We start from the raw sequence: 17,338 nt of genomic DNA, 5'->3' as shown, positions 1-17,338 counted from the left end.
CAATAAAGTAGCATTTTTAATACAGACTTAAAAACACTGTATAAATAAACAGTAGCACACATTTGTGCTACTGTTTTAGCCGAATGATTAAGATTCAAGCGCTTTTGTTACTTTCTCAAATAAATCTTTAGCTAGATTGTCCATTGATTTAAGTGCTTCAAGTTCCACTTTGATTAGGGCTTGGCGCTCTTCATCGTATTTACGGAACTTAAGTAACGGGTCAATTAGACGAGAAGCCACTTGCGGGTTGCTGCTGTTCATCTCTTTTAGGATCTCACCAGCAAACTTATAACCTTCACCTGATTTAGCGTGGAAACGAACTGGGTTCATGTTTAGGAATGAACCAATTAAGCTGCGAGTACGGTTAGGGTTTTTCAAACTAAACGCTTCGTGACTCATCGTCTCTTTGATCACATCCAGGACATTCTCAGCTGGGTTACAACCCTGGAGTGCAAACCATTTATCCATGACAAGACCATCGTGCTTCCACTTATCGCTGTAATCAGCCATAAGTGTCTCACGACATGCTAATTGCGCACTGTTTGCAGCAGACATTGCAGCTACAGTGTCTGTCATGTTGTTTGCTTCAAAATACTGCTTACTTACAAGCTCATTACCCTGCTCGGTATATGCTAGGTAAGCTAGAGCCGTATTGCGAAGAGAGCGTTTACCAATTGCAGGGTGATCAACTGAGTACTCTGCCTGATTCAAGCTGTGGTATAGCGCTGATAGTTCATCTTCAAGCTCGACAGCAAGTGTTACTTTGATCGCTTTAAGCACCTTCGCAACTGCATCAACATCAACAGTTTTGTACCAACCCGACACTTCGTTATGATTAGGTACCGAGATCATTTCAGCAATAAATGCAGGCTCAAGCTTATCTGACAACAATACACCGCGGAAGGCATCGATCAGTGATTCTGGTAGCGTAACTTCTCCACCATTTTGCACGTTTTCCACATTACTACGAACATACTTAGCAAGTAACATCTGTCCAGCATCCCAACGTGCAAATTCATTGCGCGCATGGACCATCAAGAACATAAGTTCTTCATCACTGTATTCGTACTCTAAAACTACAGGAGCAGAGAACTCACGCAATAGTGATGGGACAGGCTTCTCTGTGACATTTTCAAACACAAATGTTTGCGTCGCTTCCGTCACGTCCAATACGTTTTGGACTTTTTCTCCGTTACAACGTAACTCAACCACATCACCGTTTGCAGTGTACAACTCTACATCAAACGGAATATGTAACGCTTGCTTCTCTTTTTGTTCGTGAGTAGGTTCTGTCGTTTGAGAAATTGTCAGCGCGTATGTCTGCTGCTCTGCGTCGTAAGCACTTTCAACAGAAACAGTTGGCGTACCCGACTGGCTGTACCATAAGCGGAACTGTTTCAGGTCAACACCAGAAGCATCTTCCATCGCAGCAACAAAGTCTTCACAGGTCGCAGCAGTGCCATCGTGACGCTCAAAGTAAAGTTTCATTCCCGCTTGGAAACCTTCCTCACCCAATAAAGTATGCATCATGCGAATAACTTCACTGCCCTTTTCGTAAACCGTTAAGGTGTAAAAGTTGTTCATCTCAATCACTTTCTCTGGACGAATCGGATGAGACATTGGGCTAGCATCTTCAGCAAACTGAGGACCACGAATGATACGCACATTGTTAATTCGATTTACTGCACGAGAGCCTAGATCAGATGAAAACTCTTGGTCGCGGAAAACGGTTAAGCCTTCTTTCAAGCTAAGTTGGAACCAATCACGACATGTTACTCGGTTACCAGTCCAGTTATGGAAATACTCGTGGCCAATTACCGCTTCAATACCTAGGTAGTCAGAATCCGTCGCTGTCTTTTCGTTGGCCAAAACGTATTTAGAGTTAAAGATGTTTAGACCTTTATTCTCCATTGCGCCCATGTTAAAGAAATCAACCGCTACAATCATGTAGATGTCTAAGTCGTACTCTAAGCCAAAACGCTCTTCGTCCCACTTCATCGAGTTAATAAGAGACGTCATTGCGTGTGGAGCGCGATCAAGGTTGCCTTTGTCAACGAAGATTTCTAGCTCTACATTGCGACCTGACTTGGTTACATAGTTGTCACGTAATACATCAAAATCACCCGCTACTAGAGCAAAAAGATACGCTGGCTTAGGATGCGGATCTTGCCATTGAACCCAGTGACGACCGCCTTCTAGATCACCTTCAGCAATACGGTTACCGTTACTTAGCAAGTATGGGTATTCCGCTTTGTCAGCGATCACCTTGGTCGTATATTTTGCCAACACATCTGGACGATCTAGGTAGTAAGTGATTCGACGGAAACCTTCCGCTTCACATTGAGTACAAAAAGCACCGCCGGATTTGTACAAACCTTCCAGAGCAGTGTTAGCTTCAGGATCGATTTCCGTTACGATAACCAACTCAAATTCAGGCGGTAGCGCGTTGAGTTCAAGTACGCCTTCTAGTTCTTGGTAATTTGACCACGTTTCGCCATTTACAGAAACGTTGACCAACTTAAGGCTGTCACCATCTAGGCGAAGTGAGGTTTCGTCTCTTAGTTGTTTAACCTGAGAAACAGCGGTCACCACTGTTTCTTTATCATGCAAATCAAACGTCAAATCCAAATCAGTAATGGTGTGTGACGGTGATAAATAATCTTTACGATACTTGGCTTGTGGAGTCTGAGCCATGTCGAAATCCTTCTGACTAATACAAATGAAGACACTCACATTCTATGAGCGTGGCGAATGATAAAAGATTCTCATCCGCAAAGTGGCGATTAGCTTACAACTCTAGATGAAAAAAAACGAGGTATTATCGTCAAATACCTCGTTTTTTGCCTATTGTTGAAACGTAAATCAAACTATATGGCTATAAAACCGTCAGAGTTCATATTAACTGACTGTCATATAACTGTAATTCAACGTATTCTATTGAGAACGGCATACATGCCACCTTCCTCGCCTTCTAAGGTGAGAACATCTCTATTCAATGTGTAGCGAGTATCATGCTCACCATCCTCATATAACAGTACTAACTGATCACCCTCAGTATAGTAAACACCTTGGTGGATTGATTCTTGCCCTTCTTCATTAGCAACACGGAAAGTAAACACGAAATCGGGCTGTAACACCAAATCCATGTGGTGTACATCACTCGCCAGAAGATCGTCGCCAGCAAGGTGGGCACTTGACCACATACCAGCTAAAGAGTTGGAGAGAGCCTTGGTAAAGGTAACGCCATTTAGGTTAAGAAGGTTGTGATTAGCCGAGTACTGATAAACCTGGGGCTCTGAAGTATTCAAACCCAAAATAATAGTATCGTCGTTGGCATTATAAAGCCCCTCCCAATGATCAACAGAGTAGTCTTTCTTTTGGATATCGATGACAAAACTATAGTTTGAATTCAGGGTTAGCTTAATCGCCAAAAAGTTTTCTTGAGAACTCTCTGGGTTAGGATTAATTAAGTACCAATCACCTAATAGGAATGGCTGATCAAATTGAGTCAAATCTGCATTGTCTTTAGTCTGACTCGCAGAGACCGAAATACTGAAGAACAGACAAAATAATCCAATCCATTTCATAACGCACCCCTCACTCTTTTTCTTTAAGCTTAGGCACGCTAAAACTATTTAGCTAAAAAAATTGATCTAAATCACATTAATTATTGGCATAAAAAAAGCGAACCAGTTAGGTTCGCTTTCTTAGCTTATTGATTTTATGACTTAATCATATCAACTGTAATCGCTACCGACTCATCTAAGTAGGCGTCTGGAGCTTCGTAATCTTTAGGAATATCGTCTAACGACTTAAATTCCACTTCTCCATTCGCTTTTTGACGCTGATTGATACGAGCCAGACGCTCTTGATCTGCCTTTTCACTTTCAGCTTTACGAGTTTTTTCGTTCAGTGAAAGCGTGTTATCGTCTTTTTCTGCCTTGTATTTTTCAATATCTTCAGCGATAAAACGAAACTCCAGATCTTTAGCAATACGAGCTTGGTGTTTAGCCGTCAATTTACCTATTAACGCTTCGTTACGGCGTAATACATCATATTTTGCTTTATCGATACTATCCCAAGGCAGTGCGTTGTCTTCTACACTCTCCCCGGTTTCACTTGGATCAACCGCAGTCGGGAACGCTATATCGGGAGCAACACCTTTATTCTGCGTACTGCCACCGTCAATTCGGTAAAACTTTTGAATCGTATACTGAACGTAGCCTAGTTCTTTATCGAACAAATCATAGATATGGTTTAGAGAACGATGCTGTTGAACAGTCCCCTTACCAAAAGAGTTCTCACCCAGCACTATCGCTCGTCCGTAATCTTGCAACGCCGCAGCAAAAATTTCTGAAGCTGATGCACTGTAGCGGTTAACTAAAACAGTTAACGGACCGTCATAGCTGATCTTTCCATCCGTATCGCTATTTACATTAACTCTGCCGTAGCTATCTCTAACCTGAACAACTGGGCCACTGGTTATGAATAAACCAGACAAAGCCGTCGCTTCAGTTAGTGCGCCACCACCGTTATTGCGTAAATCAACTACAATACCGTCGACACCTTTCTCTTTCAAATCAGCAATAAGCTTGTCGGTATCTTTGGCTAGACCTACATAGAAACTAGGAACTTCCAAAACACCAATCTTTTTACCATCTTTTTCGATGACTTCCGCTTTTACTGCACGATCTTCTAAGCGAATTTTATCACGCACTATGGTGACCACTTCTGCTTTAGTATCTTTGCCTTCAGGTAAGATTTGCAGGTTAACCTTGGTACCTTTCGGCCCTTTGATTAACTGAACAACATCATCAAGACGCCAGCCGATAACATCAACCACATCTTCGCCATCTTGCCCAACACCAATAATACGATCACCTTCAGCTAGCTGCTTACTTTTAGAAGCAGGGCCACCAGCAACCAAAGAACGAATCACCGTGTAATCATCTGTCATCTGAAGAACGGCACCAATCCCTTCTAGAGATAGGTTCATCTCTGTTTGGAACTGGTCTGCACTACGAGGAGAAAGGTAACTTGTATGAGGATCGACTTCGCGAGCAAATGCATTCATGTAAAGCTGGAATGCATCTTCATTGTGAGTTTGACTTAAACGCTTAAGAGCATTGTTATAGCGTTTGCCAAGTACCTCTTTGATCTCACTCCAATCTTTTCCTGTCAGCTTCAGGTTTAACGCATCATACTTAACGCGCTTGCGCCAAAGTTCGTCTAACTCTGCAGTATCTTTAGGCCATGCAGCTTCACTACGATCAAGCTCTATACTCTCATCGGTATCAAAAGTCATTTCTTTATCAAGAAGCGCTAGCGCATATTGAAAACGCTCGTAACGTCGTTTCATTGATAAATTGTAGGCATCAAATGCGATCTGATTCTCGCCAGATTTCAGTTGATCATCAATCCCAAATGCTGACTTTTCCATCTGATCAATGTCAGATTGAGTGAAAACATTACGGTTATAATCAAGCATCCCAATGTAGCGTTCGAAAATCGCTTTTGAGAACTGATCATTTAGTGTGAAGTGTTTATAGTGGGAGCGAGTAAAGCGAGATGTGACACGTTTACTTGCTGTCGCGTGCTGAGCTTCCGGTGCTAGCGTAGGTAAGTCTTCTAGACCGATATTTGCTTCAAGAGCATAGGCTGAAGACGCTGCTAGCCATAGGCTAGCAGCAATCAGCGACAATTTTGAACGGCATTTCATGCGTAGGAGTATCTCCTTTATGCGCGTAGGTGCTCCGCTTTCACAACCATTTGCAGGCCGTTAGACAGTTGAACACGCACATCTTCCTTATTGATTTCAACGATAGTCGCAGCCATATTTCCTTTGCCCATGTTCACGTTTACTGCATTGCCAACTTTTACTTCGTCAGCTGTCAGTGCACGTGTTTCCACTGGCTTCTTGGCTTGTTGCGGTTTGTTTTGTTGTGGGCGACGGCCTTGAGGCTTCTTCGCAGCTGGCTTAGCTTTCGCTTTACCTTCTTCGCGCGCTTTCTGAGCTTGCTCTTTACGACGAGCTTGTACTTTCGCTTTGCTTTCAGCTAACGCTGTTTTCGCATGTTCTACGTGTTCTTCTTCCAGTTCACCCGCTGGGTTACCATCTAAATCAACACGTACTGCACCAGGTTTAACACCGTGTAGGTAACGCCATGATGAAGTGTACTGTCTTAACGCTGCACGAAGTTGTGTTTTGCTTACTTTTGGATCATCACTTAGACGTTCCGCAAGATCTTGAAAAATACCAATTTTAAGTGGCTTCGCTTCACCTTCTAAAGTAAAGCATTTAGGGAAACATTCAGCAATATATGCGATAACTTCTTTGCTGTTTTTTAACTTTTCAGTGTTTTCCATGTGGGTTCCTGGTTATTGCGGACTGTCCGCGAGCATTAAGATAAATATTTCAGGTATTATAGTGACCTGCAAGGGAAAAACCACAGTGAAAAGCCAATTTATGCCTTGATAGCGTGTGAATTAAGCAGCTTTTCTACTTCTGCCATTAAAAACGTCAGCCCTTTCTCATCGATCTCGCTGAAACGGCCAACTTCTGGGCTATCAATATCGAGTACGCCCGATACTTCGCCATTGATTGAAAATGGAATCACAATCTCAGAATTACTCGCTGCGTCACATGCAATATGACCTTCAAACTCATGAACATCGTATACACGTTGAACACTGTTTGTTGCAACAGCAGTACCACAAACTCCGCGGCCTACGGGTATACGAACACAAGCTGGGTTCCCTTGGAATGGACCGAGTACCAACTCACCTTCTTTCATAAGATAGAAGCCAACCCAATTCAGTCTATCGAGCTCCATGTTCAGCAACGCGCTTAAGTTAGCTAGGTTAGCAATCATATCTTGCTCACCCTCTAGAAGTGCGACGGCTTGTTTGGTTAAACGTTGATACTGTTCTAATGTCATAGTTACTGCTGTTCCGTTTGAATTTAGAGACTTCCTAAATGAATTTACGTACAATTCTCATAAACCATTAAATAGTAAGCATTCTCATTATAATGAATCGTAGTACCAACACTATTAGCCGTTCTTGGTTGATAAAACAAGTAAAAATGCACAAGTCTAAACTTGTGTTTGCCAATCTTATTGCCATTTTAGCAACTTTAATCAGTGTCCCTATTCCACTATTAATGCCTCTTATGGTTGATGAGGTTCTGCTTAATCAGCCTGCAAGCGGCGTTGCTGCAATGGATGCTCTATTGCCTGAATCAATGCAGACCGCAACAGGCTACATCTTTCTGACCTTGATACTCGTCGTCATAATGCGTAGCGCAAGCCAAGCATTAAACATCTTACAAAGCCGACAATTTACCTTGGTATCTAAAACCATCACCTACCAGATGCGTAGCAAGATGATCGATAAACTCGGCCGCATTAGCATCCGACAATACGAAACACGAGGTAGTGGCGGGATCAACGCACATTTAATAACGGATGTAGAAACTATCGATCAGTTCATTGGTTCCACACTGAGCAAGTTTCTTATCAGCTTATTAACCGTCATCGGTACTGCTGGAGTCCTTTTGTGGCTAGATTGGCGTCTTGGCTTGTTTATCCTATTGGTTAACCCTGTTGTGATTTACTTCTCTAGAAAACTGGGCAGCAAAGTTAAGCACCTCAAGAAAAAAGAGAACCAATCATTTGAGAAGTTTCAAAATCGTCTAGTAGAAACCCTGGATGGAATTTATCAACTGAGAGCAGCCAACCGAGAGCGCGAATTTCTAAACCAACTAAAACAACAAGCCGATTCCATTCGAACCGATGCTGACAAATATGCTTGGCAGTCGGAAGCCGCGGGTCGAGTGTCATTTTTGCTCTTTTTACTTGGCTTCGAGTTATTCCGCGCAGTCGCGATGCTTATGGTGCTATTTAGTGACCTCACCATAGGGCAAATCTTCGCTGTATTTGGGTACTTGTGGTTCATGCTGGGCCCAGTTCAAGAATTATTGGGCATTCAGTTTTCTTGGTACAGTGCGAAAGCTGCACTGGGGCGTATCAATCAGCTGCTAGATCTCGAAGAAGAGCACCGCCCTGTAAGCAAAGTGAACCCATTTAGTGATGACACCAATGTCGAAATTACTCTAGAGAACGTCTGTTTCTCGTATAACGATGAGAATCAGGTCCTCAATAACCTGAGCTTACACATTCCTGCTGGGAAAAAAGTTGCTTTGGTTGGCGCAAGCGGAGGCGGAAAATCGACGCTAATTCAGTTGCTAATCGGCGTTTATCGCGAAAGTTCAGGCACTATTCGCTTCAATGGCGAAGCAGTAGACGATATAAGTTTTGAGGTTATTCGCGATCAAATTGCCGTTGTTTTACAACAACCTATACTTTTTAATGACACTTTAAGGCATAATCTTACACTTGGTGCAGAATACGACGATTTAAAGCTATGGCATGCTTTAGAAGTGGCTCAGCTGCAAGATGTGATAAACCAGCTAAGTGATGGATTAGACACTCAAATTGGTCGAAGTGGTATTCGCTTATCTGGTGGGCAACGCCAAAGACTGGCAATCGCTCGTATGATCTTAAGCGATCCAAAGTTTGTTATCCTTGATGAAGCAACGTCAGCACTCGACACTGCAACCGAAGCAGCGTTGCACAAGGCATTGACTGAATTTTTGAAAGGCCGCACAACATTGATTGTTGCTCATCGCCTTTCAGCGGTTAAACAAGCTGACCTTATCTATGTTTTAGAAGATGGTCAGGTGACACAAGCAGGTACTCATGGTGAGTTGGTTGAACAACAAGGCTTATATCAAACCTTATATGGAAGCGTACAATCGCACGCCTAAAACCGAGTACAACCGAACCTATAGAGGGCGTCTATGAGTCGCCCTCATTCATTAAAGCCACATTCACATCAAACAGAGCTAACCGCGCTGCGCTTATGCCAAGGCTGTGAACTTCCCGTCGATACTTATCCTTTAGAAAAAGGTAAAAACGCATACTGCCCTAGATGTGGAACACAACTATACAGGGGTGGCTCTCCATCACTGTCAGGTAATTTGGCCATCGCAATTACCTGTTTATTGCTCTTTATTCCTTCGCACTTTTTTGACTTTATTAGCATTCGACTCTTCGGAGTGATGATTCCAGCCACCCTTCCTCATGGTGTATGGACGTTAATGCAAGAAGGCTACGTGATGCTAGCCTTGTTAATTTTTTTCTGTAGTTCAATTGCTCCGTTACTTCTTGCCATATCTGTGGTAACCGCTCACATATCGTTAATTAATTGTGCGTTCCGTCCGTTAAAGATCTCTCTATCAATCATCCAACACCTCAAAGCATGGGTAATGATAGATGTGTTTCTAATCAGCGTGGCCATCTCTTGTTTTAAACTTCAGGACTATTCGGACATATTTGTCGGCCCCGGTTTGATTGGCTTAATATTTCTTCAAGTGGCGACCGTGTTACTGGTGACCCGCGTTAGCGTGCGACGTTATTGGGAAGTGTACATGCCTGAACGCCAACTGGTAACGGCGCATAAAAAGCTACACTGTCACACTTGTCACCTATCTCAACCAGAAGGTGAAGAATGCATTCGTTGTAATAGCCCAATACACCACCGAAAGCCTAACTCAATTCAAAAAACCTGGGCCTACTTATTTGCTGCAACGGTTGCGATATTTCCAGCTAACCTTATTCCTATTTCTATTTTAATGACCAATGGCAAACGCCTTGAAGATACGATTTTCTCTGGTGTGGCCGGATTGGTAAAAAATGGTATGCCAGGTATCGCAATCATTATCTTTGTCGCGAGCATTATAGTGCCCGTAGCCAAAATACTTGGCCTGTCATACATCCTCTTAGCCATCAAGTTTAAGCGTACTATTTTCCATAAGCAGAGAATGATGATTTACTTCTTAGTAAAATGGATTGGTCGTTGGTCTATGATGGACCTGTTTGTTATCTCTATCATGATGACATTAGTGGATAGAGGACAAATTCTTGATTTCACGCCCGGTTATGGCGCCGTAGCATTTGGTATGGTGGTCATTTTCACCATGCTAGCCGCTGAAAGCCTAGATCCCCGCTTGATATGGGATAACTACAAGCAACCATCGAACAATAGAGAATCGATTAATGAGTGACTCTTCTCCATCGCAAAATTCATATTCACCCGACATTAAACGGAGTCGCGGAATATCTCCTTTGTGGTTACTTCCCATTCTGACCGTCATTTTAGCTGGTTGGCTTGTTTTTAAAGCGATACAAGACGCAGGTGAACGTGTACAAATTTACTTCTCTGAAGCATCTGGGCTAGTCGCTGGTAGAACAACGATTCGCTATCAAGGCCTTGAAGTCGGTATGGTACGCGACATCAATCTCGCAGAAGACTTACAAAGTATCTATGTTGAAGCCGATATTTATCCTGAAGCAACCAAGCTGCTCAACAAGAACACTCGTTTTTGGATGGTCAAACCAACGGCAAGCTTGTCCGGCATTTCTGGACTAGATGCTCTAGTTTCGGGTAACTATATCGCAATAGCCCCAAGTGAAGAGCAAGCAGAGCCTGAAACCGTATTCCGCGCTTTGGAGCGTGCCCCTGCTGACCTGTTGGCGGAGCAAGGCCTTTCCATCACACTGCGAGCAAGAGATCTTGGCGGCGTTTCGATTGGCTCTCAAATCGTCTATCGAAAAATTCCTATCGGCGAAGTTTACAGTTATCAACTCGATAGCGACGCGAAGCATGTACTGATTAAAGCTGCGATTAAGGAAGAGTATCGCCACATTATCACCGACGATAGTCGTTTCTGGAACGTCAGTGGTATTGGTACCAAAATTGGTTTTGATGGTGTGGACGTCCGGCTAGAAAGCCTTAGTGCGTTGATTGGCGGTTCAATAGCCGTCGATTCACCCGATGGCGGAGAGCCCGTCAGCGAGAACACTGAGTTTCGCCTATACCCTGATCTAAAAACCGCGGGACGAGGTATCGCTGTAAAAATCCTATTACCTGATGACAACAATATTGGTTCTTCGGGTGCTCCAATTATGTATCGCGGAATTGAAATAGGTCAAATTACCGACTTACAGCTAAGAGACGGCAGGCAAAGTATTGTCGCGTTTGCTGCGATTCAACCTGCCTTCAGTGACATGCTTACGTCAGGCTCTCGCTTTATTTTAGAAGAGGCCGAAGTTTCTCTTTCCGGAGTAAAAAACCTGTCTAATCTAGTCAAAGGTAACTTCCTCACTATCGTCCCAGGAGAAGGAAAGCGCGCTCGTAACTTTACGGCGATTCGCCAAAATGACTTTGATCGTCAACAAGCTCGTTCAATCTCAGTAAAACTGATATCGGATAACTCTTTTGGCTTGGACAAAGGCGCAAACATTCTCTACAAAGGCATCACTGTAGGTTCTGTTGCAGGCGTGAAACTTATCGACGACAAGATCCATATTGAAACACTCATTGATGCAGAGTATTCGCATCTCATCAAGTCTAAAAACCGCTTCTTCGTTACCGGCAGTGCGAGCGCTGAGCTTACGGAATCGGGATTAAATATCAATGTCCCACCAGCTAAACAGCTGCTAACAGGTTCAATTAGTTTTGTTAGCGAAGGCGGCAATTCAGCTCAATCGCAATACCAGCTGTATCAGAGTAAGTCTCTGGCGGAACTTGCAAAATTTAACCTTTCGGGTTCAACAACGTTAACTCTTTACGCTCCTGAACTGCCTCCAATTAGTAAAGGAAGCCCACTGCTCTACCGTAACTTACAAGTCGGTTCGATAGCCAATTTTAATCTGGTTGATGGCGGTGTATTAATCACTGCGAGTATCGAAAATCAATACAAATACCTCGTCACGGAACAAACCGTGTTCTGGAATCGGTCAGGTATTGAGGTCGACGCCGGACTATCGGGTATTAGCGTTAAGGCAGCCCCTTTAAAATCACTTGTTCAAGGTGGAATTGCTTTCGATTCTCTGCCAGGCGTAGACAATCAGCAAAATGGTAAATGGGTACTATACAAAGATTTCAAAACTGCAAGAAAGTTTGGCCAGGTGATAACCTTAACCTTAGGTGGTGAAAACACATTATCGAAAGGGACTGCAATCAAATTTAACGGCGTTAAAGTTGGAGAAGTCACTCTCGTCACACCAAACTTTAAGCGTAAAAATGTGGAAGTTAAGGCGCGAATCTTACCTGAGTACGCGAATAAAATCGCAGTCAATGGCTCTTATTTCTGGTTAGCAAAAGCAGAAGTTGGATTAACTGGGGTTCGTAATCTGGAAAACCTTATCAATCAGTCGATAAGTGTCAGCCCAGGTAGTGGAAAAACAGAGACCAAATTCACTCTCCATTCCGAAGAACAAACCGAGCAAGGAGTCACTTTTACACTCCAAAGTGAAACCCGTGGCTCAGTCACGAAAGGAACGCCTGTACTATATCGAGACATGGAAGTAGGCAAAGTAACGAAAGTAGAACTAGGCAAATTTGCTGACCGTGTCGTAACAACTATTTCACTGCAACCAAAATACGCATACTTAGTTCGGAGTAATAGTATTTTCTGGAATACGTCAGGGTTAGACGTGTCAATTGGCATTGGTGGCGCGAATATCAAAGCTGGAACTGTTGACAGCCTGGTTCGTGGTGGTATCACTTTCTCTACACCAGAAGGTAAACAACTTCAGCCAATCGCAAACCAGGGCCAGTCTTTCTACCTATACCCACAAGGAGAAGATAAATGGAAGCAGTGGCGCACAGCGATACCTAAGCCATAGAACACAGTTACCTATTAAAAACGCAGCTCACCCGCTGCGTTTTTTGTCTCAATTCGTTATAATCCCTGCCCCTTTACCGTACTTAGAGATAGAACATTGCACTCTAACGTTTATCTGCCTCAAGCATTCCTTGATGAAATGTCTGCAATCCTTCCTGAATCATTGAACATGGAAGACTTCATTGCCGCTTGCCAACGCCCTCTACGCAAGAGTATTCGTGTCAATACGTTAAAAATATCGGTTGAGGAGTTTCTAACTCGAGCGAACGATAAAGGCTGGAAACTTAGCCCCGTGCCATGGTGTGAAGAAGGTTTTTGGATTGAAGCAGATGAGAGCGTTGTGCCGCTTGGCAACACTGCTGAGCATATGTCTGGGTTGTTCTATATCCAAGAAGCCAGCTCGATGATGCCAGTCGCAGCACTATTTAATTCAGAAGATGATGCCTTTGAGAGTGTGTTGGATATGGCTGCCGCTCCCGGCTCAAAGACGACTCAAATTGCAGCCAATATGCACAACACCGGTGTATTAGTTGCAAACGAATTTTCTTCAAGCCGAGTCAAGGTATTGCATGCCAACATTGAACGATGTGGAGTACGTAACGCAGCATTAAGTAACTACGATGGTCGAGTATTTGGTGGTTGGCTTCCTGAACAATTCGAAGCCGTTCTTATCGATGCTCCTTGCTCAGGCGAAGGGACTGTTCGCAAAGACGCCGATGCAATGAAAAACTGGAGCAAAGCTTCTGTCATCGACATTTCCAACACCCAAAAAGACCTCATTGAAAGCGCATTTCATGCTCTTAAAGTGGGTGGTAGTCTCGTTTACTCCACGTGTACGTTAAGTGTGGAAGAGAACCAGCAAGTGTGTCACCACCTTAAAGAAACGTTTGGAGACGCTGTAGAATTTGAAAACCTGACGGATTTATTCCCAGGCGCAGATAAATCAATAACACCTGAAGGCTTTTTACACATTTTCCCACAAACCTATGACTGCGAAGGCTTCTTCGTTGCTCGGTTGAAAAAAATTCAAGCTGTTGAAGCGCCGCAAGTAAAAAAACGACTTGGTAAATTCCCGTTTGAAAAAGCCGCGAAGAAAGTTCAGCTTGATATCGAAAAACAGCTGATAGAGACACTGGACATTCGCCTACCCGAAGGCAGCTCCGTGTGGCTACGCGACAATGATGTCTGGCTGTTTCCAAACGCCTTAGAGCCAATGCTTGGTGAATTTAAGTTCTCTCGAATGGGGATTAAAATCGCCGAAGCACACAAAAAGGGATACCGTTGGCAGCATCAAGTAGCTACAGCACTAGCGACAGGTCACGAGAGCAGCTGTGTAGCACTTTCTATTGATGATGCTCGAGAGTGGTTCATGGGACGAGATGTACGCCCAGAGGCTCAGCCTGGCAAAGGAGAAGTCATTGTAAAACTGGGTAACGATGTGATTGGACTGGGTAAGTGGGTCGGAAACCGAGTTAAAAATGGGTTACCAAGAGAGCTGGTCCGAGATAAAAACTTATTTTGATACCTAAGCCAATAGTATGAAATTCTACCAGAGTCTGGCTAACTCATCATGATGCACTACACTAAGAAGTAAGAAATGTTATGCATCAAATACAGTTAGCGCAGGCTCTGTAGGAGCCATTCCCCTAGGCCCGAAGCAGGATGAGCTTTGGGCCATTTTTTATTTCAGAGTATTTGCTGGCAAAGCGCTTAACACTCATTAATACTCAGATGGAATGCCCTAGTTACGCTAAACGAATACCTTCTTTATCTATTACGATCTTTCCTTGCTTATACAAACCGCCGATCGATTTTTTGAATGTACCTTTGCTAGTGCGAAATGCTGAGAAAATCGCTTCTGGCGAAGATTTATCGTTAAGAGGAAGAAAGCCTCCCTTCTTCTCAAGCAACTCAATGATTTTCTCACTAAGGTCGTCCATCTTGGCTACGCCTACTTTCTGTAAAGACAGGTCTATCTTGCCATCTTCACGTACAGACTTAATGTAGCCTTTTAGCTTTTTACCAATAAACAGCTTGCCGAACACATCGGATTTAAAGATCATGCCCCAATGCTCGCCTTCAACGATCGCTTTATAACCAAGGTCGCTACGTTCAGCAATGATCAAATCGACTTGCTGGTTACGCTTATAGTTTGCCGGGGTTTTATCTAGCAACTTATTGAACTTGGTTGTGCCGACGATACGACCAGACGCTTTATCAGTGTACACATAAACGAGAACATTCTGACCCGCACTAAAACGCGTACGCTGCTCACTAAATGGAATCAGCAGATCTTTTTCTTTGATGCCCCAACTCGCAAATGCCCCCGTACTATTAACGCCTTCGATCTTCATCAACCCCCATTCGCCGACTTGAGCAATAGGTGTTTCAGTTGTTGCAACTAGCTGGCTGTCAGAATCAAAGTACAAAAAAGCATCGACAAAATCGCCTACCGCGATCCCTTCTGGAACGTGGCGGTTTGGAAGTAATGTCGTACCGTAATCACCGGCATCCAGAAATACCCCAAAATCTGCTTTCTTTACTACTTCCAAGTGGTTTATCTGACCAACTTTAATCATTTCAACTGTCTCTTGCTAAATTTGCGGTGATTATAGCGAATCTCTGTTATGCTTGCGCCAGTTATTGTTACTTTTTTTAGGAGCTTTTCCTTGATCACCGTTGATAAGCAGGACGGCATCACTCTAAAAGTCTCTCATGCGATGGCTTCAACCAAGAAGTCCACTCTCGACCTCTATTTTTTCGTTCCTGGAGAGCTCGGCCTCTCTTCTGATGTGCTTAAAGAAAGCGAGTTCTATTATGAATCGTTGATACAAAAGCGCGCTTATTATAGTGACAAAACTCTCCTTCCACTTGTGCACAGCCGACTAGCAAAGCGAGGTAGACTTTCTTCTACTCAATATCGTGTGAGTTTGAGCTTGTTCGCATACCAGTACGTTATCGCGCTTGATAAAGCCGTTAACCAACTGAATAAACACAATGCGGATGCAGTAACGACGGATGAAGTTGATGATGTTATCGATCTGGCTTTAGACATCCTCAAAAAACTACGCCGCGGTACTCCGTACGAAGAAAACCTCAAACGCTATTACGCCAATATCGATAACTATCTTTCTTGGTATACGGGCCAACGCCTAATGTCGCTGGTGGCTCATATGCCACGTGAAGGAGACTACAAGTCGGTAAAAGAGAGTTTACTAGCGATTGTCGAGAAAGAAGCGGCGCACCGTAAGCTTAATAACTACAATTCAAAAAATGTACGTGACGACGTAACGCGACTCAGCAATAAAATGCGACTTCTACGTAGATTGATAGAGCACCCAGTTGTATTGCAGGAGAAAACTCAATCTCTGGGCAGCAACATGCAAAGAATGGTCAAAGGCGGAGCTACCGGCTTTGTCATGGTCTTCGTGACGATTGCCGCGATACTAGCCCGCGATTATTGGGGAGAAATCACCGTATCTTTCATCGTATTGATGTCATTTGTCTACGCATTACGTGAAATATTCAAAGATGACTTAAGAGACGTCTTGTGGCGTTGGTTACGAAAAGGTCGCCCAAAGTGGCGAAAACTCTACTTAGACCCAACGACAAAGAAAGCGGTTGGTCAAAAACTAGAGTGGCTTGACTACAAAAATTTAGAAAAGCTCCCTGATCGAATTAAGAACATACGTAAAAAACGCGTCGTTCAAAGAGAAGAGACGATTCTTCACTATCGAGCGGGAGTTGAAATGTCGACTTCTAAGTTTATGAGTGGCTATGAGGAGACGCGCGAGTCGCTTCTCATTAGTATGAGACCACTGATGCGCTTGATGGATAAAGGTTCGAACAAAGTTTATGTGTTGAACAATAATCAGGTCAGTAAAGAATCCGTAGAAAAACGTCACTTAGTTAACCTGATCGTTAAGGAAGATAACCATGACGGGGAGCCAAAGTACTATCGATGGAAAATCGTACTCAATCGAAGCAAGATTGTCGCCGTTGAACAAATCGACGTTGAGCCTGTTAGCCACCCTTTTTCTTCAGTGATAGAGTAAGTAAGAACTCCGCCATTGGCTCATCTCCATGCAACGATGGGCAGATGGCGGTAATTTTGACCGCTTTATTGACTCGCTCACCAGTTCTAAAGGTTTCATCTAGCATTTCGTCGATAAGCTGACCATCGTCACAAACAAAATGCACATCATCTTCAGGCCTTTTCAGAAACTTACCTTCGACTTCTTTAAACGCCAATGACACCCGCTCGCCCCGCTCCTGGGCTTTACTCATTGCCATAAAGCCTCCTGCGACGTCTGCGCCAACCGCGAGAACACCAAAGTACATACTATTAAGATGATTCTTGGTTTTCCTTTTTAATGGAATCTTTATCTCTACACTTTTATCGTCCAGTTTTAATATCTTGGGACGACAAAGCCAGATGAACGGTACTTTGAAGAAGCCAAACCACTTTAGATACATGTTGGCTTTTGTTATTGGAGAGAACATAAACTGGTCCGATTAGTTGTTTTAATCATCTCAGTTCATAACGAACAGGGCTCAATGTCAACAATTTGTTAACATTAAGCCCTG

Annotated in this window: 12 protein-coding genes; 5 read left to right on the top strand and 7 right to left on the bottom strand. The window is 43.5% G+C overall.

The window, feature by feature from the left end; genetic code table 11:
* Window positions 1-87 precede the first annotated feature (87 nt).
* The 5 genes from pepN to AC4MRV_RS13215 form a co-directional block, all read right to left on the bottom strand.
* Window positions 88-2,694, bottom strand: coding sequence for an aminopeptidase N (gene pepN, locus AC4MRV_RS13235; RefSeq protein ID WP_491187804.1), 2,607 nt, complete (start codon window positions 2,692-2,694; stop codon window positions 88-90).
* A gap of 230 nt (window positions 2,695-2,924) precedes the next feature.
* Entirely contained in the window at window positions 2,925-3,587 is a 663-nt protein-coding gene (locus AC4MRV_RS13230) for a hypothetical protein (protein ID WP_491187803.1), read from the bottom strand.
* A gap of 134 nt (window positions 3,588-3,721) precedes the next feature.
* Entirely contained in the window at window positions 3,722-5,719 is a 1,998-nt protein-coding gene (prc, locus tag AC4MRV_RS13225; protein ID WP_491187802.1) for a carboxy terminal-processing peptidase, read from the bottom strand.
* A 17-nt stretch (window positions 5,720-5,736) separates the two neighbouring features.
* Window positions 5,737-6,366 (bottom strand): RNA chaperone ProQ, encoded by a 630-nt coding sequence (gene proQ, locus AC4MRV_RS13220; protein ID WP_491187801.1) that lies wholly within the window; start codon window positions 6,364-6,366, stop codon window positions 5,737-5,739.
* A gap of 98 nt (window positions 6,367-6,464) precedes the next feature.
* A complete protein-coding gene (locus AC4MRV_RS13215) occupies window positions 6,465-6,938 on the bottom strand; it encodes a GAF domain-containing protein (RefSeq protein ID WP_491187800.1) in 474 nt (157 codons plus the stop codon).
* A 92-nt stretch (window positions 6,939-7,030) separates the two neighbouring features.
* Here AC4MRV_RS13215 and AC4MRV_RS13210 point away from each other — a divergent pair, with 92 nt between their 5' ends.
* From AC4MRV_RS13210 to rsmF, 4 genes are all read left to right on the top strand, one after another.
* A complete protein-coding gene (locus AC4MRV_RS13210) occupies window positions 7,031-8,827 on the top strand; it encodes an ABC transporter ATP-binding protein (protein WP_491187799.1) in 1,797 nt (598 codons plus the stop codon).
* Window positions 8,828-8,860: 33 nt separating this feature from the next.
* On the top strand, window positions 8,861-10,126 hold the full coding sequence (locus AC4MRV_RS13205; RefSeq protein WP_491187798.1) for a PqiA/YebS family transporter subunit: 1,266 nt from the start codon (window positions 8,861-8,863) through the stop codon (window positions 10,124-10,126).
* Window positions 10,119-12,752, top strand: a complete 2,634-nt coding sequence (locus tag AC4MRV_RS13200) for an MlaD family protein (protein ID WP_491187797.1) — start codon at window positions 10,119-10,121, stop codon at window positions 12,750-12,752. Before AC4MRV_RS13205 ends, AC4MRV_RS13200 begins: the two co-directional genes overlap by 8 nt.
* A 96-nt stretch (window positions 12,753-12,848) precedes the next feature.
* Window positions 12,849-14,273 carry a 16S rRNA (cytosine(1407)-C(5))-methyltransferase RsmF gene (gene rsmF, locus AC4MRV_RS13195; RefSeq protein ID WP_491187796.1) on the top strand — a complete coding sequence of 475 codons (1,425 nt, stop codon included), beginning with the start codon at window positions 12,849-12,851 and terminating at the stop codon, window positions 14,271-14,273.
* Window positions 14,274-14,496: 223 nt separating this feature from the next.
* Here rsmF and AC4MRV_RS13190 read toward each other — a convergent pair whose 3' ends face one another.
* The gene (locus AC4MRV_RS13190) at window positions 14,497-15,330 is read right to left on the bottom strand and encodes a CvfB family protein (protein ID WP_491187795.1); all 834 of its coding nucleotides are present in this window, start codon (window positions 15,328-15,330) and stop codon (window positions 14,497-14,499) included.
* Window positions 15,331-15,420: 90 nt separating this feature from the next.
* On the opposite strand from AC4MRV_RS13190, the gene AC4MRV_RS13185 reads away from it, so the two are divergent.
* A complete protein-coding gene (locus AC4MRV_RS13185) occupies window positions 15,421-16,806 on the top strand; it encodes a hypothetical protein (protein ID WP_491187794.1) in 1,386 nt (461 codons plus the stop codon).
* Here the strand turns inward: AC4MRV_RS13185 and AC4MRV_RS13180 are convergent.
* Window positions 16,775-17,254 carry a PaaI family thioesterase gene (locus AC4MRV_RS13180; RefSeq protein ID WP_491187793.1) on the bottom strand — a complete coding sequence of 160 codons (480 nt, stop codon included), beginning with the start codon at window positions 17,252-17,254 and terminating at the stop codon, window positions 16,775-16,777. The genes AC4MRV_RS13185 and AC4MRV_RS13180 overlap by 32 nt on opposite strands.
* Window positions 17,255-17,338: the final 84 nt, after the last annotated feature.

Source organism: Vibrio sp., assembly GCF_984391705.1.
Note: the sequence above shows the minus strand (reverse complement) of the source record. Positions and strands in the feature narration are given on the sequence as shown.

Bases quoted from the DNA above. Each gene is read 5' to 3' on its own strand.
- AC4MRV_RS13215 (WP_491187800.1), bottom strand. From the start codon at position 6,938: ATGACATTAGAACAGTATCAACGTTTAACCAAACAAGCCGTCGCACTT.
- proQ (WP_491187801.1), bottom strand. From the start codon at position 6,366: ATGGAAAACACTGAAAAGTTAAAAAACAGCAAAGAAGTTATCGCATAT.
- AC4MRV_RS13230 (WP_491187803.1), bottom strand. From the start codon at position 3,587: ATGAAATGGATTGGATTATTTTGTCTGTTCTTCAGTATTTCGGTCTCT.
- AC4MRV_RS13210 (WP_491187799.1), top strand. From the start codon at position 7,031: ATGAATCGTAGTACCAACACTATTAGCCGTTCTTGGTTGATAAAACAA.
- AC4MRV_RS13200 (WP_491187797.1), top strand. From the start codon at position 10,119: ATGAGTGACTCTTCTCCATCGCAAAATTCATATTCACCCGACATTAAA.
- AC4MRV_RS13190 (WP_491187795.1), bottom strand. From the start codon at position 15,330: ATGATTAAAGTTGGTCAGATAAACCACTTGGAAGTAGTAAAGAAAGCA.
- pepN (WP_491187804.1), bottom strand. From the start codon at position 2,694: ATGGCTCAGACTCCACAAGCCAAGTATCGTAAAGATTATTTATCACCG.
- prc (WP_491187802.1), bottom strand. From the start codon at position 5,719: ATGAAATGCCGTTCAAAATTGTCGCTGATTGCTGCTAGCCTATGGCTA.
- AC4MRV_RS13205 (WP_491187798.1), top strand. From the start codon at position 8,861: ATGAGTCGCCCTCATTCATTAAAGCCACATTCACATCAAACAGAGCTA.
- AC4MRV_RS13180 (WP_491187793.1), bottom strand. From the start codon at position 17,254: ATGTTCTCTCCAATAACAAAAGCCAACATGTATCTAAAGTGGTTTGGC.